This is a genomic window from Paucisalibacillus algeriensis, from assembly GCF_000577245.1.
GTDB lineage: Bacteria > Bacillota > Bacilli > Bacillales > Amphibacillaceae > Ornithinibacillus.
Genome location: NZ_CBYO010000004.1, coordinates 111,473 through 135,417 on the forward strand (window position 1 = coordinate 111,473; position 23,945 = coordinate 135,417).

Genomic DNA, 23,945 nt, shown 5'->3' on the forward strand with positions numbered 1-23,945 from the left:
AAACCAATAAACTTAAGACTCTGGTCGTTTATACACTTTTCAATTTTCATTTTGGAACGCTCCTACTACTATTTTGTCATATTAAGAATAACCATGTTGGACAAACTAACGCTAATTGTAGAATTTTTGAATAATAAGGAATTATTTTCCTGTTAACATGGTATAATTAGTAAAAAAGTATGAGGAGTTATGGTCTATGACTAGGGGGAAAGTTATCAAGGTAATACTATTATTGCTAATGGTAGTAATATTAGTTTCGTGTGGTAAAGATATATCGGAAGGAAATATTGACCAAAATCGAACTGCTGGTTCACATGCTGGAAAAACATCGGATTCCAGAGAGCCAAAGGAATCAATTGAAATAACAAAAGAAATATCGATAACCGCAATTGGGGATATGCTCATACACAATAGTGTTTATAATGATGCAAAGGTTAAACAAGGATATGATTTTAAACCTATGCTTAAACGGGTGGAACCTTTTTTAAGTGATGCTACTATTTCTATTGCAAACCAAGAAACAATGATTGGTGGGGTCGAATTAGGTTTATCGTCTTATCCGACATTTAACAGTCCTACTGAGGTTGGTGATGCCTTAAAATGGGCTGGAGTCGATGTTGTATCGCTAGCTAATAATCATACGTTAGATCGTGGTGAAGAAGCGATCCAGCGAGCTATTACACATTGGGAAACCATTGATATGATGTATACAGGGGCATATAAGAATAGCCAAGACCGTGACCGGGTAAGAGTGTATGAGACTGAAGAAGGGATATCTGTTGCCTTTTTATCCTATACCTATGGAACAAATGGAATTCCAGTTCCGGTTGGAAGGGACTACTTAGTAAACTTAATTGACCAAGAGCTCATAGCCAGGGAAATAAAAGATGCAAAGGAAAAAGCCGATGTAGTTGTATTAAGCCTCCACTTTGGAAATGAATATGAGCGGATGCCGAACCAAATACAAAAAGACCTTGTTCAATTTGTTGCGGACCAGGGAGCTGATGTTGTTGTTGGGCACCACCCACATGTCTTGCAACCAATTGATTGGGTCACAAGTGCAGAGGGAAGTCGTACACTGGTTGTCTATTCCTTAGGGAATTTTCTGTCGGGTCAAGATGAATTTTATAGACAAATCGGTGGTATATTTAAATTTTATATTTCAAAAACAACTAAGGGTGGAGAGCAGGAAGTGAAGGTGCACTCACCAGAATTTCTACCTACGTATGTAAAATATTCAAATTGGCAAGATTATGAGGTTATTCCAATGTACCAATTAACCGATCAAGACTTACCAAATGCCAGCAAGCACTATGAAGAGATTAAAGAACACATGTCAATCTGGGTACCAGATTTAAAGTTTATAGAAGAATAATATTTGTAGGACATCATCTAGAAGTTGCCAGAAGCCTAGCTATATAAGTGCTAGGCTTCCACAATTTGTGTATCTAAATTAACTACATATTCTCTTTCCTGCATAGTAAATCTTCGTTATATCTTATATAGAAATTATGAACAAAGTAGTTGTAACTAAAGATGAACAATTCACCATATAGCTTCCTTTTTGAAAAAGCATTACTTAGTAATTCTAAATTTTTTGTTTAACACAAAAGAAATTAAGAATAGAAGAACTCCAATTACGGCAAAGAATAGAACCGGAATGGTGATTTCTGAACCAAAGCTTGGCATTATGATTGGAACTAAAACAGTCGCTCCTATAAAAATCATGCTAATGAACCATAATTGTAAAAACTCAACCCACTTTTTAGGTTTTTTCTCTTTAAAAGTGGAGTTTCTAAGCCATCTTAAAATGATTAATATAAAGCCAGATAATATGACTAAATCAATGATGACAACTGTAATTCCACTACCAATTGAAAAAGTAAAATCATTAGAACCGACATCAAAGAATTGGTGTAACACAAAATTAGCTATCCCATGAAAAGTGCTAAGGATACCAAGGAAGTAAATTACGATATAGGCTCCAAATAGCAATGCGAATGATTGCTTCTCGCCAGGTATTTCTGCAATTAACTCATCACAGTATTTTCTTAGATTATGACCAAATACATCACGAGCTGTTTTACCCTCTTTTTGTGCTTCAAGTAAGTGTTCCAAAAGTTCAAATAGCACTTCTTCTGTCTGTTGTTCAGATTTGTTTCCGTTTAAGCGGATATAAACAAGCATATCTTCATAAATCTCTTTGTTCTCTTCTGATAATTTTTCTCGCATGTCATTGTTCAGTTTAATAAAATCTTTAGAATTCACCTAGTTTCTCCTCCTTTATTTATAATGTTATCAACAGGAAGTTTAATATTTTCCCATTGCTCCATGAATTCACGCAATGCATTTTCACCATCTTCTGTAAGATGATAGTACTTTCGCTTAGGACCTAATTCTGATTTTTGCATAGTCCCTTCAATTAAATTCTCTTTTTGAAGTCGGAGTAAAATTGGATAAATGGAGCCTTCACTAACATCAGATAAACCATATTCTTGCAACCGCAACGACAGCTCATAACCATAGGTGGATTGCCTGTTAATGACGGATAAAATGCATCCTTCCAATACCCCTTTTAACAATTGACTTCTTAATGACATTTATCTCACCTACCTTGTATAACAAGTTACCGAACATAAAAGTCGCTACCTTGTTATGCAAAGTAGCCTATTATTAGTATACTGCTTTTTCTATAAATTGCAACCATTATTTGGTATGATAATAATTAGATTTTAATAAAGGGGATTATTTGATGGAGTGGAAAAATATTTATCGTGGGTTGATTATGGGGGCAAGTGATGTAATTCCTGGTGTTAGTGGTGGAACTATTGCGGTATTACTCGGAATTTATGATCGATTGATAGCTGCTATTAATGGTTTAGTTAGCAAGGACTGGAAAAAACAATTAGGCTTCCTTGTACCGTTAGGAATTGGTGTCGTATCTGCAATTCTTTTATTAAGCCACTTAATCGAGTGGTTGTTCGAACATTATCCTGGCCCAACCCAATTTTTCTTTTTGGGGCTAATCATTGGGATATTGCCATATTTATTTAACCAAGCAGATGTTAAGGTGAACTTCAAAGTAAACCATTATATTTTCCTTGTTATTGGAGCCTTAGCTGTGGGTTCGATGATATTTCTTCATGAAAGTGAAGGAATGGTAATAGAGAATATTACCCTTTCAACATATATTTTGTTATTTTTCTCTGGCTTTATTGCTAGTGCGGCAATGATACTTCCAGGTATCAGTGGTTCTTTTATTTTACTGGTTTTTGGTGTATATTCAACAGTTATTAGTGCCATTAGTAATCTGCAATTGGATATTATTGCTGTTGTCGGTTTCGGGATTCTTCTTGGTATCATTACGATGAGCAAGATAATCAATTTCTTTCTAATTAATTATCGAAATGCAACATTTTCTTTAATTATCGGTTTAGTAATCGGATCAATCTTTGTTGTATTTCCAGGTTGGCCTGAATCAACCACTTCATTATTATTAAGTGTTGTTACTTTTGCAGCTGGTTTATTTGTCGCATATATATTAGGAAAAGTAGAATATAAAGAGTAGGCAAACTGTGAGACAAACGTTTGTTTAATAGATACAATAGGGATAAGATTTTAAAGGAGAGTTGATTATATGGAATACATTCAAACAATGGATAGATTCAATGAGGTTATTCAAAGCGAAAAACCAGTGATTATAAAATTCTTTGCTGATTGGTGTCCGGATTGTAAGAGAATGGACATGTTTATCGATGGAATTCTGGATGAGTTTAATAACTATGAGTGGTATGAGGTAAATACAGATGAAATAGAAGGAATTGCCGGTACATATGAAGTAATGGGTATTCCAAGTATTCTAATTTTCCAAAACGGAGAAAAACTAGCACATCAGCATAGTGCTTATACAAAAACTCCTGAGTCTGTAACAGAATTTTTACATCAACAATTAGGGTAACAGAGAAGAGAATGTGCACATGCACATTCTCTTTTCATACTAATTCAAAGGATAACTTCCCATTATTGTTAAATGATATCTTCGAGTTTTGTAATGTAAATTGGTTGGTAATGCTTCGTTTATTTTTTAATTGATATAAATTAGTAAATGTTGCCTTATCGACACCACTGTAATTAATTTTGGTTATTACTTGAGGGTTGGAAATACTTTGTGTACATGGTCCTCCTGTTGGATTATGCCATTCAATTAAAAATGGCAGCATTCCTTCTGTTATATCATATTTCGGGAAAAGCATTCGCCATGATAAAAGAGTTCCGTCTGGACGGAGCCGTTTCCCGGGATAAGGACCATCAAATGGAATGTTATTCTCTTTAAAATGCTGAACATAATCGTCCATTTGATCGGTACGGAGTGCAAACTGAAATGGACCAGTTTCATTTTGATCCAGCATATATACTAGATGTGTTATTAAAGGATTATCACTTTTCATTGCTTTATCATAATTGTTTATCCCTAACCACTCAATATAAGCTTGGTTGGAAAAATATGCTAGGTAATTATAAGTTCCCCAATTCTCATGTTCCCCGCCTTTTACGGCTTTTACTGCAAATCGTTTATTATAAGTTATACTATCTTCTTCAGCGTTTCTACCAGCTATAACTATATGATCAAGTGCAAGCATGTCGATTCCTCCCTGTTTCTTGCTTCCATTATTTATCTTTTTCCCTTAAAAATCAATTTTAAAATCTGTTTTCTCATCACTTTCTAATCTTTATTTGTTATAGTAAACAAAAAGAACCAATAAGTAGGTGATTCAATGGAACGGCCAATTATATTGATTGTAGAAGATGAAGAAAAGCTAAGTAGGGTTCTCCAACTTGAATTAGAATATGAAAATTATCGTACCCAAATAGCGGATAATGGGAAAGATGCCCTCCGCTTAATGCAGGAGAAGGAATGGGATTTGGTGCTATTAGATATCATGATTCCTGAATTGAGTGGATTAGAAGTGCTTCGAAGAATAAGGCGTATCGATGAAGACACACCAATCATACTTTTAACAGCTAGAGATGCTGTACATGATAAAGTAAGTGGACTTGATATTGGTGCCAATGATTATGTCACAAAACCTTTTCAAATTGAAGAATTGCTTGCGCGTGTTCGAGTGCATTTACGAAAGCCAATTGAGAAAAAGGTTAAGAAGGATGTACTTTCTGTTGGCGATTTGGTAGTTGATTTAGGTGCCCATGAAGTATCACGTGATGGAAATAATATAGAGCTTACACCAAGAGAATATGATTTACTAGTATGCTTATTAAAGAATAAAAATTTAGTACTTACCCGTGATCAATTAATTGAGCAGGTTTGGGGATATGATTATTTTGGGGAAACAAATGTAGTAGATGTGTATGTTCGTTATTTACGGCAAAAAATTGATAAAGGATATCCACTCGCTTACATTCAAACCGTACGTGGTGTCGGGTATACGATAAAGGATTAGTCATATGAAATTACGAACTAAAATACAGTTATTTACAAGTATTTTCATGCTCGTGTTAATCATATTTATTAATGCTTCCATTTATTTCTTGTTCTATCAAAACTCCGTTGAAAGTGAGTTAGATGAATTAACCGATCAAACTACTACCATTATCTCCAGAATGAAAGAAAACCAAGATATACCTCCTGGGGAATTGTTAAAAGCATTCATACCCGCAGATGGAATGATACGAGTATATCCAGAAATAGGAGAACCTCTTGTCCGTTCAAAACCGGATATAGATTACGAGAATTTTCCCGGAGAGTATTCTAATACGGAAGTAAGGGAAGTAATAACTTACCAAGAAGACCGTTATGCAGTTGTATCAAGACCGATTATTTGGAGTACTAGTGAAATCGTAACGCTTCAAATAGTGAGGCAATTAGTAAGTCTAGAAGAAAACATGAAAAATCTACTTTATGTATTAATACTGGCTTCCATCTTAATGATTGTCCCAATTATCATTGCTGGAAACTTATTGGCACGTTTTTTACTCCAACCAATAAAAGCCCTGATTAGCACGATGAGGGAGAATATGAAACATACGAAGTGGAAAAAGATCGAGTTGGATAATCGTTCTAAAGATGAGCTATATGAAATGGAAAAAACGTTTAATGAAATGATTGATTCTTTAAAAGACAACTATGAAATGCAGGAGATATTTGTTTCCGATGCATCACATGAATTGAAAACACCGATATCGATTGTAAAAAGCTATGCTCAGTTATTAGAGCGAAGAGGTAAGGATAACCCTGAACTTGTTAAGGAGTCGCTAGAAGCAATTCACTCCGAGGCAAATCGAATGCAAAAGCTAGTGGAACAAATGCTTTCTCTGGCTAAAAATAAAGAAGTTCAAAGTACTGAAAGTGTAAACGTAACAGAAATATTAGAAGAGACAATCGAAACTTTTATTGGGGCTTACGGTCGAGAAATTGAGCTTGAATTGAATACGCCAATATACATCCAAGGGGATCGCGACCAATTAAAACAAGTTATTTATATTCTAATTGATAATGCTCTCAAGTACAGTGACAGCTCTGTAAATGTCTCTACTGAAAAACAAGAAAACCAATTGTCTATCTCTGTTACAGACTATGGAGCTGGTATACCTAAAGAAGAGATCAATCGTCTTTTTGAAAGATTTTATCGCGTGGATAAAGCGAGAAGCCGGAATACAGGCGGGACTGGATTAGGTCTTGCAATTGCTAAAGCAATAATTAATTCACATGGTGGGACGATTGAAGTCGACAGTAAAATTGGAGAAGGAACAACCTTTAAAGTGGTACTGCCAATAAAAGAATAATATCTATCTATTTTCTAATCAAATTCTAATCTTTCTCTCAGTGTTATTTCATTCTTGGGGTATATGATAAAGACAACAAGAACGAGGAGGAAACAAAAAATGAAAATGAATAAAAAATTGATAATTACCGTTTCAAGTGTAGCAATTGCATCTGTATTGGGTTTCGGTATTTACCATTCAAACGCAGCTCAAGCACAGCCTGAATTATCAGAAGAAGAAATTAGAGCACTTGTTACTGAACAATATCCAGGGACTATTACGGAGGTTGACATCGATAAAGGATTTAACAAAGTCGTTTACGAGGTTGAAGTGGAAAGTGATGGGAAGGAATATGAAATCAAATTAGATGGTAACACTGGCGAAGTACTTAAATTAGAAGAAAAAGAAACTCGTAGTAATAACAATAATTCATCTGAACTAGCAATCAAGGAAAAAGATAATGCTGATGACAAATCAAAAAATGATAATGCAGATGACAAGAAAAAAGAAGATGTAAATACAGATAAGTCAAAAGACAAGAAAAGAGCAGCAATTAGTACAGATGAAGCGAAAAAAATTGCCTTAGCCGAATTTAATGGAACGATTAAAGAACTTGAGTTAGACGAGGATGATGACCGTCTAATATATGAAATTGAGATTAAAAGTGAAAATGGCGAAGCAGAAATGGATATAGATGCCTATACTGGCGAAATTATTTCCATATCAATTGATCGGGTTATTACGGAAACTATAGAAAAGAATACGGACACTGAACAACCAGCTACTAATAAGCCGGCAGATAAAAATCCAGCAACAAGTAAGCCTGCTAAGAGTAATGACGATGATAACGACGACGACCGTGATGATGACTACGATGATGACCGTGATGACGATGACGACGATGACAACAATGATGATGACGGAGACGATGATTAAACTCAAGATATAATAAAATGGAGCTACTATCGGTAGCTCCATTCGTTTTTTTATGGTTTTACAGTATAATTCGAATGTACCTCAGTCTTAACAGTCTTATACTTTTCAAAGTATCCATGAATTAATTCAACCATATCTTTTTGGATTTCCTTAACAACAGGTTTATCTTTAAACATGTCATAATTCCCGCCACCAGTTGCACGATAATTATTCATGACAACAGGATAAGTATTATTTTCTTGTAAAGGCTCACCCTTATAGAGAATGTCTTCTACTCGAGAACCAATAGGCTTGGAAACATGGATAGTATAGTTGAGTCCTTCCCACATATCGTAATTATAGTGCTGTGGTTTTGGGGTAACATACGTAGGATTAACTGTAATAGTTTGATTGGAATCTAAGTCAAAGTATTCGGCAGTTTTTTCTAATGCTCGCTTTATATCCTTTCCAGTCAGTTCTAAAACAACAAGTGTATTTGGATACATATAATTAGAGACAATATCCCTCATGGTTACAACATTCTGGAATCCCTTTGATTCATTATTTAATAATGCGGTTACGGAAATATCAGCCCCACTTGCCTCTAATTGTACGTTCTGAATAAATTGGATAAAGGGATGTTTACTTACCCGAGCTTTAAAAGGATCTTGAATCATCATGTCACCATCAATATAACCTGTTGGCAGATCAAGCCATTGTTGAGTGGAAGTTTCCATTTCCTTCATATAATTCAAGACATCCGGATCAGGTTCAATATTTCCTACGGATAAAATTTCAGCTTCTTTTCGAGAAACCTGCCATTTTTTCTCTAACTGCTTCATTTCGATATCGATGGAACCGTACATTTTCCCATTATTACCGGGTTGAGCAATAAGTACGCCATTGATTTCCCCAGTTAAGATACGATGCTGGTGACCGGTTAACAGTACATCGAGTCCTTCGATTTCTTGACACATGGCATACCCTTGATTTTCCCCAGTAAGTGATTCAGTTGGCTGCCCAGTTTCAATATCGCGTTCAAATCCACCATGATAAGACGCAATAACTAAATCAGGTTTCTCCTTTTCGCGAATGTAATTCACCCAAGTCTTTAATGTTTCTAATGCATCTCTAAATTGTATACCATCAATATGCCCAGGAGACTCCCAATTTGGAATATAATGGGTAGTGACACCTACAATAGCAATTTTTACTCCATTACCTAATGACTTCATAATATAAGGCTTTCCGAAGTAAGGTTCACCTTGTTTGTTTACGAGATTTGCAGAAAGCCATGGATAGTTTGATTGATCAATAGCATCTTGTAGGACAGTCTTTCCGAAATTAAATTCATGATTTCCAATAACACCTGCATCTATTCCTAGAAGATTCATAATTCCAACCATCGGATTTTCTTTATCTGCATGTTCTTTTACATAATGAGTCATTAACGGTGTACCTTGAATTAAGTCACCATTGTCCAGTATTAGTATATTTTCATTTTCATTGCGAGCACGTTTCACAATAGAGGCGTATTTTGCTAAACCGAGATTTGCCGGTTCATTAGTTCCATATAGAATTGGCATTGCATTTCCATGAATATCACTTGTATAGATGATTTTTATAGTAGCTGTCTGTGACAAAATCTACATCCTTTCTAACAAAAGAAACGAAATGGAGAAGGCTCTCTCCAATTTCGTTTCTTATTACTAATGGTCTTATACTATTTTACGTCTAATTCTTGCCGATGCAAAGTCAATTACAGTAACAACAATAATAATGGAGAATAAGATCATACCCATTTCATTCCAGTTACGGTTACTTGATGCAAAAATAACCATTGTACCGATACCACCAGCACCAACGATACCTAAGATAGAAGAAGCACGAATGTCTACTTCAAAGCGATAAATCGCATAGGATAGGAACTCCGGTGTAATTTGTGGTATTACACCATAGAATAAGATTTGGATTTTATTTGCTCCATTTGCTTCCATTGCTTGGACAACTTCCATATCAATAGATTCAATGATCTCAGAAAACATTTTACCGAGCATACCCGTTGACCCGATTGCAATAGCAAGAACTCCTGCAAAGGCGTTTGGACCAACTGCTACTACGAAAAGGATTGCTAAGATTAGATCTGGGAATGCACGAATAGCGGATAGTATCCATTTTCCGATTGTAGAAGTAACTTTTCCGCCCATCATATTTTGAGCTGCTAAGAATGATAGTGGTACTGCTAATACCGCAGCCATCAAAGATCCTGCAAATGCAATAAACACTGTTTCTAGCATTGCAGCGCCTACATCACCAGCTGCTGCCCAATCGGGGCTAAGTAGTTTTGGTATAACACGATGGAAATTATTGATGGAACGTTCGATTGCCCGACTCCAATCAATATTAATTGTCGTGAATGTCCAAACATATAAAGCAACCACTAAAAGTAAAATAACGATTGTACGAACTTTCTTAAATAAAGATTTTTCAGGCTTTGGAGGTAATTGAAGTTTTTCCATTATAACAATGCCTCCCTTAGCTTATTACTAATAAATTCAATAATAAGTACAGTTGCGAATATAACAATAATAATCGTCATAGCATTTGGATAGTTGTAGAACTTGAGTTGTTGGTTTAATACGAGACCGATACCACCGGCACCTACCATACCTAGAACAACTGACGCACGAATATTGATTTCAAATACATATAACACTAGTGATGTAAATTGCGGTGCCACCTGTGGCACTAAAGAATACCAGATTACTTGAAACACATTTCCTCCAGAAGCTCTCATTGCTTCTAGTGGGTTCATGTCCACGGATTCAATCGTTTCACTAATTAATTTTGCTAGAATACCTAGTGAGAAAACAGTTAATGCTAATATACCAGGGAATATCCCTACACCAAAAAGACCTACAAAGATAACAGCTAAAACTAAATCTGGAATCGTACGTAATAGGTTTAATAATGTTCTAGTTAAGTAATATAATGGCTTAAACGTTGTAATATTTTGTGCAGACAAAACTGCTAATGGTACAGTTAAAATTCCTGCAATAGATGTTGCAATTATTGCCATTTTAATTGTTTCTAACATGGAATTCCAAATTGCAGATAAGATTGCAAAGTTTGGTGGAAAGAACTTTTCAATTACAACATACATGTTACCGAGAGCACCACTAAATCCGCCTACCATTTGCTCTTGTGTTTTATACATACTGAAAATATAAATCCCTAATACAACAAAAAAGATAATAGTAACCTGCATTTTTGTCTTAGCAGGGTAAAGTGACATTGACTTTTGCGTTAACGAGTTTTTATTAGTCACTATTCTTGTGCACCCCCACGCAAGTCATCCTCGCGAATAGAACGGCCATAAATTTCTTCAAATGTTTTTTCTGTAACTTCAGAAACAGGTCCGTCAAACACCACTTCACCTGCTCGCATTCCGATAATACGATCCGCATATTCCATTGCCATATCAATAAAGTGCAAGTTGACAATGGTTGTAATATTATCTTCTTTATTAATCTTTCTTAGATAAGTCATTACCTGATGAGAAGTTGGTGGGTCAAGTGATGCAACAGGCTCATCAGCTAATATATACTTTGGTTTTTGGGTTAAAACACGGGCGATACTAACACGTTGCTGTTGTCCGCCACTTAATTCATCAGCACGGTTATAAAGCTTCTCTGCAATATTAACACGATTTAAATTGCCATATGCCAATGCTTTATCCTCTTTTGAATATAGATTAAAAATGGAACGTAATGTACCCGTATGACCTAATCTACCAGCAAGTACATTTTTAAATACGTTAGTACGTTTTACTAGATTATAATTTTGGAAAATCATACCAACCTTTGTGCGGAGTTTACGAAGATTTTTACCCTTATACGTTAAAATATCTTCACTATCTACTAGAAGAGAGCCAGATGTAGGAGTAACTAATCGATTAATACTACGGATAAACGTAGACTTTCCGGCACCTGATAATCCAACAATAACGACAAATTCACCATCATTGATTTTTACATTGATGTTTTTCAACCCTTCTGTACCATTTGGATAGACAAGGCCAACATTCTTAAATTCTATCATTACAAATCCTCCAATAAATAAGGCGTTTTTTTCTCATTCATTGTACCATTTTTCTACAATTTATAACATAACAAAAGGGAAGTATAACTACCCTTCCCTTTTGATATTTTATTATTATTTTTCTATTAATCTAGACCAACTGTATCTTTGAATTTAGCGTAAGTTTCTTTAACTACTTGATACTCTTCGTCTGTTGCTTCATCAATAGCATCCCAGTTATAAACATCATTCATGACTTTGATCATTTCTTCATCGTCGTTAAATGATAAGAAAGTGTCTTTAATCTTTTGAACGAATTCTTTATCTAATTCTTTCGTTACAGAGATTGTATCGTTAGGAATCTCTTCTGTGTAAGTTAAAACAGTTAGTTTTTCCATTACATCTGGATATTCTTCTTCAAGCTCAGTACGAACATCATCAAAAGTAGTTGCAACGTCGGCGTCACCTTCGTAAACCATAATAGCTGAGTTATCATGACCACCAGAAGTGAAAGTTTCACTAAAGAACTCTGTTTCTAATTCAGCTGCAGTTGCAATATCAAACTCTTTCATTAATTGGCTTGCAGGGAATAAATATCCTGAAGTAGACCCTTGGTCAGCATATGCCCAAACCTTATCTCTTAAGTCTTCAAGGCTCTCAATACCAGAATCAGAACGAACTAGGTATTGTGCTTTGTATGTACCAGAACCATAACGGATGGATTTCAAGATTACTTCAACATCATATTGTTCCTTTGCTAGAACGTATCCGAATGCTGGAATGAAACCAACGTGTACTTGGTTCGCTCCCATAGCTTCAACTAATGAGTTGTAGTCTGTCATAACTGTACCTTCAACAGGAATTCCTAGCTCTTCACCTAAACGGTCGGCTAAAGGTTTAACAGTATCTGCTATTGTATCTGAATCTTGTGATGGTACGAAACCGATAACTAGTTTTTCAGGAATCATTCCTTCAGTTTCAGTTGCTTCACCGTTCTTGTCTTCGTTCGACTTGTCTGATGCATTATTATCGTCATCAGAACCTCCACATGCTGCTAGTACAAGTGCTAAACCTAAAATAAGCACTAGACCATAAAGTTTCTTCATTGTGACCCTCCTAAGAAATATATAAATATTTAGCTTACTATTTTATTAAATACTAAATCTCCGTAAAAAGCTAGGATTTTTTTCGTTAATTTACACCTTTTTTACATGAATTTAACGATAAAATGACAGAAATCGATATGTATCATTCGGATTTTGCTATAATTAGTGTGTTATTTTTATAATTATGAAACCTTATTATTCTAAACCACGTAAAATAGTTAGGTGGTGATCAACATGAGTAATTTATTGGTAGTGAATAACTTAGAGGTGGCAATTAAAGAGAATAAGCTATTGGATAATATCACGTTTACGTTATCCCAAGGCTCGGTAATTGCATTAGTCGGCCATAATGGTGCAGGTAAATCTACTCTAATGAAAACAATAATGGGAATCCAAGAAAAGAATAATGGAGAAATTATAATAGAAGAAAAGTATAACCAAGATACTAGCTTCCTCGAATATAAAAAGAAGATTGCTTTTATTCCAGAAGAACCATTACTTATGTCTGAATTGACAGCAATGCAACATTTTCAGTTGTACGGAAAAAGCTATCAAATGGAAAAAAGTGAGTTGCAAAGGCGCATCGATCGGTATGTGGAGGGTTTTGAACTACAAGGAAAGCTAAACGAATATCCAGAATCATTATCAAAAGGAATGAGACAGAAGGTGCAAACAATCTGTGCGATGTTGCCAGATGTTCCCCTATTATTAATCGATGAACCATTTATGGGTCTGGACATATATGCTGTTGATTACTTTGAGGAAATCTTAAGAGAAAAGATTGCTGCTGGCACTAGTATTCTATTAACAACGCATCAGTTAAAACGTGTGAAGGATATTGCCGATCAATTTATTATGTTACAGGAAGGGAAAATATTACATAAGGGATTGATTGCTGAGTTTGAAACAATAAAAAGGAGAAGTGAAGAACGATGAGTCATCCTTCTTCTTGGCAAGCATATTGGCTTATTCGCAGTAATCGATTCCGGAAGAAAAGAGCAATAAAAAAACAACTCGTACAGCTTTCATTTGATAAGACCACTACCTTTTATTCACTTATTGTAGGTGGTTATGTATTTGCAAGTATTTTTATATTTAATGATTTTATGCGGCAATTTGAAGATTATTTTATATTTATAGAACAACAAATGGTAGAACGTTTTTGGTTGATCTTAACAATAGTACCTATTCGATATGTATTTAAATCCTTTCGAAATCCGGGTGTTTTAATTACTAGTTCAGAATATCAATTAGGAATGCTACCTCACTCGATTAAGAAAATTGCTTACCTTGTTGCAATCGAGAAGTGGATAGTGCAACTAATTTTGTATTTGGTTATTAGTACCTTAATCATTCTAATTACACCAATAGATGCCCAATTAATTTGGATTTACTTTTTATTATTTTGGATAATTGAAGTACTTATGACTATTCCACAGTGGAAGCTGTTCCAAGCACATTTAATGGTGAAGCTAGGTATTTTCCTCTCGCTCATTATTTTAGATATAGTAGGAACAATGGTAGAACAATCAAAGTTAATCAGTATCGTCATATTATCCATGGTGATAATTGCTAATTTTTTATTACGTAAAAAGCTATTCTTCCATATACACTGGGGTAGGGTGACTGAAGTAAATAACTATTTGGTTTGGAGCATGCCTTTAATTTCTAAGGCTACCAAAACAAAGTTTAGAAGAGAGAGGAAATATAGTATTTTCCAAAATAGGGCTTCTAGAAAAAGGCCATTTGCCTATACGGATGTAGCTATTCATAAAAGATTATGGCTCCAGCATTTTAGAGAAAATATTGAGTTAATTTTACAAGTTATAGGTGGGCTATTCCTTGCTATCGTTATACTGCCATTTATCCATGACATTGTTGTACTTATTGGTAGTGCCATAAGTATCCATGTGTACACTTCATTTGTGGCTAGTATGTTTATGGACCGATTTCATTCGGGGATTGTACAAGTATTACCCTGGGATGTAAACAGTTTTCGTAACACGATGAAACACTGGTCAGTACTAGGGTTTATCCCAGTTATGGTTCCTATCATTATTTATTCCATCGTTCATTTCTCATGGTGGAGTGTCGGTTTTCTCTTTTTAATTTTTACGTTATTTGTAATGAACCTTACTGTGAAAATGGACAATGCAGTTGATTTATTAGACAAAAAAATTAGCCAACTTTCTATAAAGGACGTACTAGCCTTTTTAAGTCTGTCACTTATTGTATTATGCGAATCCCAACCATTTATTTCACTTGTTTCCATTATATTATTAGCCTATGTTCTATATCTAAACAAAAATGCTAAAAGAAGGAAGCACGTTGGTTAATCACGTGTTTCTTTTTTTAAGCTTGATTATAGCACAAACACAACAAAACCAATTCCTGCATAACTTATAGTAAAAGGTAATCAGGAAAGGGTGTATCATATGATGAATTTCTGGCAAACTCCACATATGCGAGAGAGCTACCAACAACCGTATAACCAACCAATCCATCAACCTTTCCATCCATCACAATATATGCAGTATCATCAAAACATTTACCAACAGCCCCAATCACCATTTGAACAATTTGCAAAGCCAAAGCAACCACAGGATTGGTACACCAATAATCAACAATTACAAGGAAATTATCAACAAGCCCAACAGCAAAGTGGAATGGAATCTCAATTTCAAAATCAACAAAGTCAGTTAAATCTTGATAAAGTGTTAACAACTGTCAGTCAAATGGCAAACACATACCATCAAGTATCCCCGATCATTAAGCAATTTGGTGACTTTATGAAAACATTCCGGTAACACATAAGACATTTATTTTTCAGAAGCGGAAATAGGAGAGACATCTGCATTATTTTGATTGGTTTAGGGAAAAAGTAAAAAGAACTACAATATTTAGCTCTTAATTGAGATTTTCATAAAGGAGAATACATCATGATTGGTTGTTTAATCATCCACGGATTTACCGGTGGTCCACATGAATTGGAACCTCTTACAGAGTATCTGAAAGATCGCACTGATTGGCATATTTCGGTTCCCACTTTGCCGGGTCACGGAAGAAAGCTTGCTCTAGAGAATGTAAATTACAAGAGTTGGATTGAAACAGCTGAGGCTTCCTTAAAGCAATTAAAGGAAAAGTATCATGAAATATATGTGATAGGCTTTTCCATGGGTGGAATGATTGCTGCTTATTTAGCAGCAAAATATAAAGTTGATAAGCTTGTACTATTAGCAACTGCAGGGAAATACTTATCATTCAAGCAAATAAGTTTTGATATTGGAGAAATTGTAAGAGATGGAGTGACAGGAAAGTTACCGCAAAACAAACTCTATCGCCATTACAAGCGAAAACTTGGAAGTGTTCCGTTAAAAGCTAATCTTGAGTTTTTAAAGCTAGTGCGTTTAACGAGAAAGTCATTAAAAGAAGTAAAAACCCCAGTTCTAATTGCGCAAGGGCAGATGGATAATATGGTACCGTATAAGACTGCATATTATCTGGATAAAGAAATACCTTCCAAACGCAAAGAAGTTGTATTTTTCGAACGATCCAGACATCTGATTTGTCTTGGGAATGACAAGGATACGTTAAATCGAATGGTTCATGAGTTTCTGGAGAGACAGATTGAAACAAAAGAGGTTTCGGCAGATTTGGTATAATAGGGAAGGTCTGTTATCATCACAAAGTAATATGAAGGCAACAGACCTCTTAGCTTTTCTAGTTCTTATCTTTAAAGAAAGCAATAACTAAAGCACCTTCTCCACCGTATGTAGAGATTAGCGGTCCCATTTCAGTTATATAGGTCTCTTTAAAGCTGTATTTTTCTTTAATGTCAGCAAGTACTGATTTTGCACGTTCTGCTGCATTACAGTGTGTCATGATTAACACTTTATCTTCCACTGTTTTTACATACTCTCCGATTTGATCGACAAATCGTCGAATAGATTTTTTGTCTCCACGAACCTTCTCAGCAACTTCAATGGTTCCTTCATCACTAGCTTTCATTAATAGTTTAATGTTTAAAGTTTTAGCAAATGTTCCTTTAACTTTATCAATTCTTCCACCTAGAACCAAATTTTCTAATGTCTTAAGCACAAATAAGGTTGCAGTATGCTTAACCATTTTGTTCAAATGAAGAACTATCTCTTCTAAAGAATAATTTTCTTGGATTTTTTGATGGGCTTCGATTAACAACAAAGCCTGTCCGCCAGAAGCTGTTTTGGCATTAATTACTTCAATTTTGCGATTTGGTTCTTCTTCTAATAGCAATTCTTTTCCTGCAATAGCATTTTCATAGGTACTACTTAATCCGCCAGATAAGCTAATCATTAAGATTGATTTCGATGGATCAACTTGCTTATAGCCTTCATAGAAATCATTTGGGCTCGGAGCAGCAGAACGAGGTAATTCTTTTTTTTCCTCTATTTTTTTATAAAAACTTTGAAGGTCTAGGTCAACCCCACTTTTAAATTGTTCATCTTTAAAATTTAAATATAATGGAATGACCTTTATATTGACGGCGTCCATTAACTCCTTTGGGATATCGGCACCGCCATCAGTCATTAGCTGAATAGACATAGAATCACCTATTTTCTAGATTAGTTAGGTTCATTATACCGTTTTTATGTAAATAAATATAGTTACAAGTTACAATACCAAAATCCAACCCCTTTAGGACTAGAGGGGTTAGCGTGTCCTTTTGTGCAAGGTAACATTTGCTTTTCTTGTGGTACTCATAATGAATAAGAATAAACCGAAGATGACGATAGTGCCACCTAGCCACTGGGACCAAGTAATTTTCTCTCCTAGGATAAAGTATGCAAGGATCGATGCCCCGATAGGTTCAAATACAATGGCCATACTAATCGTTGAAGTACTTAACCATTTTAGTGCCCAGTTAAATAGCGTATGTCCAAAGAAAGTTGGAATAATAGCAAGTGCTAAGAAAATGAGCCAGTAATCGACTGAGTACCCCAAGAACGGGTTTTGTAACGCTAAGTTATAAAGTATTAGTGTAATGGAACTTACCCCATAAACAACATATGTGTATGTCATCAAGGATAGTCGCTTTCGAGCATTTTGTCCTAATAGAAAATAGGCTGTAATTGCAATTGCTGCTATAAATGCCAAGATGTCTCCAAACAATGCCATACCACTAACTTGGAAATCACCCCAACTAATAATGACACTCCCAAGAAGAGCAATCACCATACTAATTACTGCCCCAGCTGAGAATCTCTCTTTGAAGAATAGATATGTTCCAAGAAAGGCAAAAATAGGCTGTAACGTTACTAGCACAACTGAGCTTGCTACAGATGTATAATTTAATGATTCAAACCAGAGAATAAAATGAAAGGCAAGGAATATCCCAGCTAAAGATGATAAAAACCAATCTTTCTTTGTTATCAGTTTAAACTCATGACGATATTTCAATATCATAATTGGCGTCATTAACAAAACTGCTAGTAATAACCTATAATTTGCAATTATGGCTGCAGGTGCATTACCTACTAGTTTAACAAGTACTGCAGAAGTTGAAACGGATAGAACCCCGATGACGATTGCTATGTATGGATTAAATGGAGGGACCCTCATATTATTTCCTCCTCCTGTTAAGTTAGTTTTTTGTTCATTTAATTAATTATTTTAGCATGTTCTATAGGAAATATCATTTGCAGGCTAGCTTGTACTATTCCTCTTGTGTTATCATAATATGACGGTTAATTTGCCACGGTGCTTTTCGTCTGAAGGAAATCAGACGTTTCATAGAGGGGAATGCCCCCTAAAGGAAAATTCTCGGGCTTTTCCTCATTGGTTAAGCCTTTTCCACATGAATATTAATGATGGAAAAATTCATGCTACTCTGTACATTATCTATAGAAGTGTTCCTTTCTCACGAAGAACATGTAAGTTTTCAATTTAATGGATAAAATAAGGTAAATGAGTGATGTGATACTCGGAACAGGCATCACGGCAAGTCAAGCGCAAAAACAATAGATAAATTTTCACAAAGGAGAAAATAGCGTGATAACATTTAATGAATTAGGTATTTCAAACCCAATAATGAAATCTTTAGAAAAAATGGGTTTTGAGGAAGCAACACCAATACAGGCAGAAACTATTCCACTAGCATTAGCAGGGAATGATGTAATTGGCCAAGCACAGACAGGAACGGGAAAAACTGCTGCTTTTGGTATTCCCATGCTTGAAAAAATTGATACTACAGAAAGAAAAGTACAGGGGTTAGTTGTTGCCCCAACAAGAGAGCTAGCCATTCAAGTTGCAGAAGAGTTAAACCGACTAGGCAAATTTAAAGGTGTTCGTGTTCTTCCGGTTTACGGTGGTGCTCCAATGGACAGACAAATCCGTTCCTTAAAAGACGGCCCACAAATTGTGGTTGCTACACCAGGGAGACTACTAGATCACTTCAGAAGAAGAACAATTCGTGCTAATATTGTTCACACAGTTGTTCTGGATGAAGCTGATGAAATGCTAAACATGGGATTTATTGATGATATCCGTGAAATCCTAAAACAAGTTCCAAGTGAAAGACAAACATTGCTTTTCTCAGCGACTATGCCAAAGGAAATTCGTGATATCGCAACGAACCTTATGAACAGTCCAAAAGAGGTTAAAGTTAAAGCGAAGGAAATGACGGTTGAAAACATTTCCCAACAGTTTGTGGAAATACCGGAAAAATACAAATTTGATACATTAACCAATCTCTTGGATATGCAAAATCCGGATCTAGCTATTGTATTTAGTAGAACTAAAAAACGCGTAGATGAAGTTACAGAAGGGCTACAGGCAAGAGGGTTCCGTGCTGAAGGAATTCATGGTGACTTGACACAAGGAAAACGTATGTCTGTTCTAAATAAGTTTAAAAATGGTCGTGTAGATGTATTAGTGGCAACAGATGTAGCTGCACGAGGTCTGGATATTTCAGGCGTAACACATGTTTACAACTTTGATATCCCACAGGATCCTGAAAGCTATGTACATCGTATCGGTCGTACTGGTCGTGCTGGACGAACTGGTGAAGCTATCTCGTTTGTTACACCAAGAGAAATTGCTCACCTTCGCTTAATTGAAAAGGTTACAAAGAGCAAAATGAAGCGCATGGTTCCTCCAACTAATAAAGAAGCACGTCTTGGCCAGCAACAATTAACGGTTGAAAAAATAATAAAAACAATTGAGAAAAATGAACTTGATGCTTATCATCAAACAGCAAATGAATTATTGGAAGAACATGATTCTGTTACTATTGTTGCTGCTGCATTGAAATTGCTAACAAAAGAAAGAAGAGATGTTCCAGTACAAATTTCTGGAGTTGCACCAATTAGTGTTAAAAAAGCTCAAGCTGACAAAGGCCGTTCAAATAACAAGCGTTATTATGGCAAACGTAATCAAGGTAGTGGTAAAAACCAGGGTGGAGGAAGAAACCAAGGTGGTCGTAACCGCAAAGGAAACTTCCAAAAAAGAAGAAACAGAGACTAACCCTCAAAAGCAGAAGCCCACTAGTCTCTGGGCTGGAGCTGGACGTGGCTTTTCCTGTAACTCAGTTTACACGGGTATTTCGAAAGACTTATAATTTTATTAAACAACAACCAAGAAAAAGCTCCTCATTATTAGGAGCTTTTTCTTTAGCAAATTTTAGGGGGATGAAATAAGTGAGAAAGCCACCAATACATACAATTTCACATGATGCCATTAAGGCATGGCGAATTACAGCTGTACTTTACGAAGCGATTCTTTGGGTAATTACGATTGTTGGAATTGTATTGCATTTTGTTGTTAATTTTCCATTATGGATTGTATTGATTCTAATTGCACTTAGTATTGTAAGTACTTATTTTTTTGTATTCCTATTGCCGAAACTTCGTTGGAAGAGATGGCGTTACGAGGTGTTTGAACAAGAAATTTATATACAACATGGGATTTTAATAGTATCACGTACATTAATTCCAATGATACGTGTTCAGCATGTAGAAACAGAGCAAGGCCCCATTTTGAAGAAATTTGATTTGGCAAGTGTATCTATTTCAACAGCTGCAACAACACATCAAATACCAGCACTTTCTAATGAGATAGCATCTGATTTAAGGGATAAGATTTCTGCATTAGCAAGGGTGGATGAAGATGATGTCTGAACCGAAACGACTACATCCTGCCACTATTATATTTAATTTAGTAATGGGGATTAGGAGTACTATATTTGTTTTTATTCTTATATTTGTAACATTAAATGATACGCATCTTTTTTATGCTATATTAGCTGTAGTTTTGCTTGTCGGATTTATTTTTCTTGGTAGTTTTCTTTCTTGGCACCGATATACCTATCGTGTTGAGGGTGATGAGTTAAGATTAGAATATGGTATCTTGATTCGAAAAAAACGATACATTTCAAAAAACAGAATTCAATCAATTGATTTAACCCAAAATATTCTTCACCGTATTTTTAAGTTGGTTAAAGTAGAAATAGAAACAGCTGGAACTGGTGCAGAAGCGGAGGCGTCATTAATCGCAGTCACGCTAGAGCAGGGTGAAGCCTTGCGGGCAGAACTCAAATCAATAACAAAAGACGAACAGGTAGAAGAGGTAATTGAAATAAATAATCTGTCCCAATCAATTTCTAGGAAGCGTCTATTAATTGCTGGGGCAACATCTGGGAGAATTGGAGTTCTTCTTGCCCTAGGAGGAGCTGCTTTTTCGGAATTGGAACGGTTTATTCCTACTGATTTTTATGATCAAGCATACAGTTGGGTTATTGGATTAGGGTTACTAATATTAGCGGTTATGATAGTAGCTGTATTACTTTTTCTATGGATAATTGGTATTGCAGGAACTATGATTAAATACTGGAATTTTACTATTACGAAGGTTGACGAGGATATTGTTATTAAATGTGGGCTGTTAGAAAAGAAGCATATCACAATCCCCTTGAAACGTATCCAAGCTGTAGGTCATGCCGAAAATATAGTTAGGCAGCCACTTGGGTATACAACGGTTATTGCAGAAATTGCCGGTGGGTCTAATGAAAATGGAGAACAGTTTTCAACCGTTTTGTTCCCACTAATGAAGGTTGAAGAAGTGGATACTTTCTTAGCAAAGTTTTTACCAGGGTACCTAACGAATCGAAGTGAAATAATACCATTACCAAAACGTTCCCTGAAGTATTATCTTGTTCGAGCAACAGTTCCGATTTTACTATTATTAGTAGCTGTAATTATTCTTTTTCCGCAGTTCCTTTGGATTCCGGTGGTATTACTAACCGCAAGTATTTTGTTAGGGTTTCTACAATATAAGGATTCAGGTTACGTTATTGAAGGGGAAAGAGTAACCCTTTCTTATAGAATCTTTAGTAAGGTGACCATGATCATCAATCATAAACGAATACAAGCTTTTAACAAAAAACAACATTTTCTTCATCGTAAAGAGCATTTAGCAACGATAAAGTTATCGATTATTGGAAAGATGGGGACGGGAAAGCATTATTACGTGAAAGAGTTAGATGAACAAACAGTTGAAGAATTGGAAGATTGGTATTCTTATCGAGGGGGTTAATCCCCCCTCGATTTTAAAATACGTAGTTTAAAAGACCGATTATCACAAGTACAATAATAATGACCCAAAGTGGATTTAACTTCATCTTTCTAGAAAACTTTCTTTTCTTCCAACGATTTGGATCAAATTGAATTTCTCCATCGTCCTGATAACTCCGTTGATATTGCCCAGGATAAAATGGACGGGCATTTCCTAGAACTAAGGGTGCAATTAAGAAGCCTGCTGCAAACCCAAGCACATGAGCATAGATGTTAATCCCAGGTCGAATGAATGTCATAATAAGACCGATAATAAGGATGACCTTGATAATATGTGCGCTCCCCGCATCAATCAATTGCTTGCGAAAAACAACCATAAATACATATATCCCGAATAACCCAAATATCGCACCAGAAGCACCAACATGAGCAAACCCAAATGATGGATTGATGAAAAATGTTACAATATTTGCTAAGGTTCCAGCACCTAGGTATGCCAAGATAAATTTAAATTTACCTAACATTTTTTCTAAAGCGGGACCGAAAAGTACCAGAGAAAATGAATTAAATAACATATGCATTGTTCCGCCGTGTAAAAAAATTGGCGTAATAAATCGCCAATATTCTCCATTATGAATTTCATAATGATACCCAACACCTAGATTATATAGACGGTCTATAATTCCAATTGGTAATACATCATGTAAAAACCAAATAGCGATATGAATAATGACTATGGCTGAGACAACAGGATAATAGTGTATAAACTCTTTAATACTTCTTTCATTACGAATAAACATTTTATTCCCACTTTCTAATAGGGTATTAACAAAGTATTGTAAAAAGTAATTAGGTTATGATAAATAGTATGTACATTATCAGATTACTATAATATTTATTTTACGGAAAATATATTGGAGATAAATTTCCATTGTAAGGAGAAATATATAATGATTAAAGGAATTGGAATTGATATTATCGAGCTGGAGAGAATAAAGGAAAGTATGAAAAATGAGCGATTCATCGATCGAATACTAACGAAAACAGAAAAGCAGAATTTTGCTTTATTACATCACGATACTAGAAAAGTAGAGTTTGTAGCGGGAAGATTTGCCGCCAAGGAGGCTTTTTCAAAAGCAATGGGGACAGGGATTGGGAGATTAAGCTTTCAAGATATTACTGTTCTGAATGATGATAATGGCGCTCCATTCATTGAGGCTGCAGTAACAGAGAGTATGAATATTTTTGTCTCCATTACCCATAGTAGAGAATATGCAGTCGCACAAGTAATTCTGGAAACCTAATTTAATAGTTAATAGCTTATCTTCTGCATAAATAACAAGGTTGTCTCATATATTTTATTGCGGGCAATAGGGAACAAGCTATAGTTATATCACCGCAAAAAAAGAATCGCAATTTAGACCATTAACCAATAAGACAGTGGTGATTGATTAAAAGGATTAAGGAACGATTATTACAAAAATAGCAGAAAATAAAGGAGAGGGTGGATTATAAAGGA

Annotated in this window: 25 protein-coding genes; 14 read left to right on the plus strand and 11 right to left on the minus strand. The window is 35.3% G+C overall.

Annotation, left to right across the window (positions count from 1 at the left end):
• Positions 1-196 precede the first annotated feature (196 nt).
• Positions 197-1,375, plus strand: a complete 1,179-nt coding sequence (locus TY11_RS02140) for a CapA family protein (protein ID WP_042142389.1) — start codon at positions 197-199, stop codon at positions 1,373-1,375.
• Positions 1,376-1,575: 200 nt separating this feature from the next.
• Here TY11_RS02140 and TY11_RS02145 read toward each other — a convergent pair whose 3' ends face one another.
• The gene (locus TY11_RS02145; RefSeq protein WP_042142391.1) at positions 1,576-2,268 is read right to left on the minus strand and encodes a DUF1129 family protein; all 693 of its coding nucleotides are present in this window, start codon (positions 2,266-2,268) and stop codon (positions 1,576-1,578) included.
• Entirely contained in the window at positions 2,265-2,600 is a 336-nt protein-coding gene (locus tag TY11_RS02150) for a PadR family transcriptional regulator (RefSeq protein WP_042142393.1), read from the minus strand. The genes TY11_RS02145 and TY11_RS02150 overlap by 4 nt, the downstream gene beginning before the upstream one ends.
• A 152-nt stretch (positions 2,601-2,752) precedes the next feature.
• Here TY11_RS02150 and TY11_RS02155 point away from each other — a divergent pair, with 152 nt between their 5' ends.
• Together TY11_RS02155 and TY11_RS02160 are read left to right on the plus strand one after the other, a co-directional pair.
• A complete protein-coding gene (locus TY11_RS02155) occupies positions 2,753-3,568 on the plus strand; it encodes a DUF368 domain-containing protein (RefSeq protein ID WP_042142395.1) in 816 nt (271 codons plus the stop codon).
• A gap of 69 nt (positions 3,569-3,637) precedes the next feature.
• A complete protein-coding gene (locus TY11_RS02160; RefSeq protein ID WP_042142397.1) occupies positions 3,638-3,958 on the plus strand; it encodes a thioredoxin family protein in 321 nt (106 codons plus the stop codon).
• Positions 3,959-3,992: 34 nt separating this feature from the next.
• On the opposite strand, the gene TY11_RS02165 is transcribed toward TY11_RS02160, so the two are convergent.
• Positions 3,993-4,640, minus strand: coding sequence for a VOC family protein (locus tag TY11_RS02165; protein ID WP_052345691.1), 648 nt, complete (start codon positions 4,638-4,640; stop codon positions 3,993-3,995).
• Positions 4,641-4,775: 135 nt separating this feature from the next.
• Between TY11_RS02165 and TY11_RS02170 the strand changes: the two genes are divergently transcribed.
• The 3 genes from TY11_RS02170 to TY11_RS02180 all read left to right on the plus strand — a co-directional run bounded on the left by TY11_RS02170 (position 4,776) and on the right by TY11_RS02180 (position 7,716).
• A complete protein-coding gene (locus tag TY11_RS02170) occupies positions 4,776-5,459 on the plus strand; it encodes a response regulator transcription factor (protein WP_042142399.1) in 684 nt (227 codons plus the stop codon).
• Positions 5,460-5,463: 4 nt separating this feature from the next.
• Positions 5,464-6,801: a HAMP domain-containing sensor histidine kinase gene (locus tag TY11_RS02175; protein WP_042142401.1), complete on the plus strand. Its 1,338-nt coding sequence runs from the start codon at positions 5,464-5,466 to the stop codon at positions 6,799-6,801.
• Positions 6,802-6,900: 99 nt separating this feature from the next.
• On the plus strand, positions 6,901-7,716 hold the full coding sequence (locus TY11_RS02180) for a PepSY domain-containing protein (protein ID WP_052345692.1): 816 nt from the start codon (positions 6,901-6,903) through the stop codon (positions 7,714-7,716).
• A gap of 50 nt (positions 7,717-7,766) precedes the next feature.
• Here the strand turns inward: TY11_RS02180 and TY11_RS02185 are convergent, their stop codons facing one another.
• The 5 genes from TY11_RS02185 to TY11_RS02205 form a co-directional block, all read right to left on the minus strand.
• Positions 7,767-9,338, minus strand: coding sequence for a bifunctional metallophosphatase/5'-nucleotidase (locus tag TY11_RS02185; RefSeq protein ID WP_081755801.1), 1,572 nt, complete (start codon positions 9,336-9,338; stop codon positions 7,767-7,769).
• A 75-nt stretch (positions 9,339-9,413) separates the two neighbouring features.
• Positions 9,414-10,214: a phosphonate ABC transporter, permease protein PhnE gene (gene phnE / locus TY11_RS02190; RefSeq protein WP_042142403.1), complete on the minus strand. Its 801-nt coding sequence runs from the start codon at positions 10,212-10,214 to the stop codon at positions 9,414-9,416.
• A complete protein-coding gene (gene phnE / locus TY11_RS02195; RefSeq protein WP_042142477.1) occupies positions 10,214-10,990 on the minus strand; it encodes a phosphonate ABC transporter, permease protein PhnE in 777 nt (258 codons plus the stop codon). The genes phnE (TY11_RS02190) and phnE (TY11_RS02195) overlap by 1 nt, the downstream gene beginning before the upstream one ends.
• Positions 10,991-11,022: 32 nt before the next feature.
• Positions 11,023-11,796 carry a phosphonate ABC transporter ATP-binding protein gene (gene phnC, locus TY11_RS02200; RefSeq protein ID WP_042142404.1) on the minus strand — a complete coding sequence of 258 codons (774 nt, stop codon included), beginning with the start codon at positions 11,794-11,796 and terminating at the stop codon, positions 11,023-11,025.
• Between the two features lie 125 nt (positions 11,797-11,921).
• Positions 11,922-12,881, minus strand: coding sequence for a phosphate/phosphite/phosphonate ABC transporter substrate-binding protein (locus TY11_RS02205; protein WP_042142406.1), 960 nt, complete (start codon positions 12,879-12,881; stop codon positions 11,922-11,924).
• 234 nt (positions 12,882-13,115) lie between these two features.
• On the opposite strand from TY11_RS02205, the gene TY11_RS02210 reads away from it, so the two are divergent.
• The 4 genes from TY11_RS02210 (at position 13,116) to TY11_RS02225 (ending at position 16,543) form a co-directional block, all read left to right on the plus strand.
• Complete coding sequence (locus tag TY11_RS02210) at positions 13,116-13,817, plus strand: ABC transporter ATP-binding protein (RefSeq protein WP_042142408.1); 702 nt, start codon at positions 13,116-13,118, stop codon at positions 13,815-13,817.
• Positions 13,814-15,217 carry a hypothetical protein gene (locus tag TY11_RS02215; protein WP_042142410.1) on the plus strand — a complete coding sequence of 468 codons (1,404 nt, stop codon included), beginning with the start codon at positions 13,814-13,816 and terminating at the stop codon, positions 15,215-15,217. Before TY11_RS02210 ends, TY11_RS02215 begins: the two co-directional genes overlap by 4 nt.
• Before the next feature lie 99 nt (positions 15,218-15,316).
• Complete coding sequence (locus TY11_RS20340; RefSeq protein ID WP_155982647.1) at positions 15,317-15,688, plus strand: YppG family protein; 372 nt, start codon at positions 15,317-15,319, stop codon at positions 15,686-15,688.
• A gap of 132 nt (positions 15,689-15,820) precedes the next feature.
• Positions 15,821-16,543, plus strand: a complete 723-nt coding sequence (locus TY11_RS02225; protein ID WP_042142414.1) for an alpha/beta hydrolase — start codon at positions 15,821-15,823, stop codon at positions 16,541-16,543.
• A 58-nt stretch (positions 16,544-16,601) separates the two neighbouring features.
• Here TY11_RS02225 and TY11_RS02230 read toward each other — a convergent pair whose 3' ends face one another.
• Positions 16,602-17,462 (minus strand): DegV family protein, encoded by an 861-nt coding sequence (locus TY11_RS02230; protein ID WP_042142415.1) that lies wholly within the window; start codon positions 17,460-17,462, stop codon positions 16,602-16,604.
• A 108-nt stretch (positions 17,463-17,570) separates the two neighbouring features.
• The gene (locus TY11_RS02235) at positions 17,571-18,479 is read right to left on the minus strand and encodes a DMT family transporter (protein ID WP_042142416.1); all 909 of its coding nucleotides are present in this window, start codon (positions 18,477-18,479) and stop codon (positions 17,571-17,573) included.
• A 429-nt stretch (positions 18,480-18,908) separates the two neighbouring features.
• Here TY11_RS02235 and cshA point away from each other — a divergent pair, with 429 nt between their 5' ends.
• The 3 genes from cshA to TY11_RS02250 all read left to right on the plus strand — a co-directional run bounded on the left by cshA (position 18,909) and on the right by TY11_RS02250 (position 22,448).
• Positions 18,909-20,381 (plus strand): degradosome RNA helicase CshA, encoded by a 1,473-nt coding sequence (gene cshA / locus TY11_RS02240; protein ID WP_155982648.1) that lies wholly within the window; start codon positions 18,909-18,911, stop codon positions 20,379-20,381.
• Between the two features lie 173 nt (positions 20,382-20,554).
• Positions 20,555-21,034: a PH domain-containing protein gene (locus TY11_RS02245; protein ID WP_042142417.1), complete on the plus strand. Its 480-nt coding sequence runs from the start codon at positions 20,555-20,557 to the stop codon at positions 21,032-21,034.
• The gene (locus tag TY11_RS02250; protein ID WP_042142481.1) at positions 21,027-22,448 is read left to right on the plus strand and encodes a PH domain-containing protein; all 1,422 of its coding nucleotides are present in this window, start codon (positions 21,027-21,029) and stop codon (positions 22,446-22,448) included. Before TY11_RS02245 ends, TY11_RS02250 begins: the two co-directional genes overlap by 8 nt.
• Before the next feature lie 13 nt (positions 22,449-22,461).
• Here the strand turns inward: TY11_RS02250 and TY11_RS02255 are convergent, their stop codons facing one another.
• Positions 22,462-23,226: a rhomboid family intramembrane serine protease gene (locus TY11_RS02255; protein ID WP_042142419.1), complete on the minus strand. Its 765-nt coding sequence runs from the start codon at positions 23,224-23,226 to the stop codon at positions 22,462-22,464.
• Positions 23,227-23,376: 150 nt separating this feature from the next.
• Here TY11_RS02255 and acpS point away from each other — a divergent pair, with 150 nt between their 5' ends.
• On the plus strand, positions 23,377-23,730 hold the full coding sequence (gene acpS / locus TY11_RS02260; RefSeq protein WP_042142421.1) for a holo-ACP synthase: 354 nt from the start codon (positions 23,377-23,379) through the stop codon (positions 23,728-23,730).
• Positions 23,731-23,945: the final 215 nt, after the last annotated feature.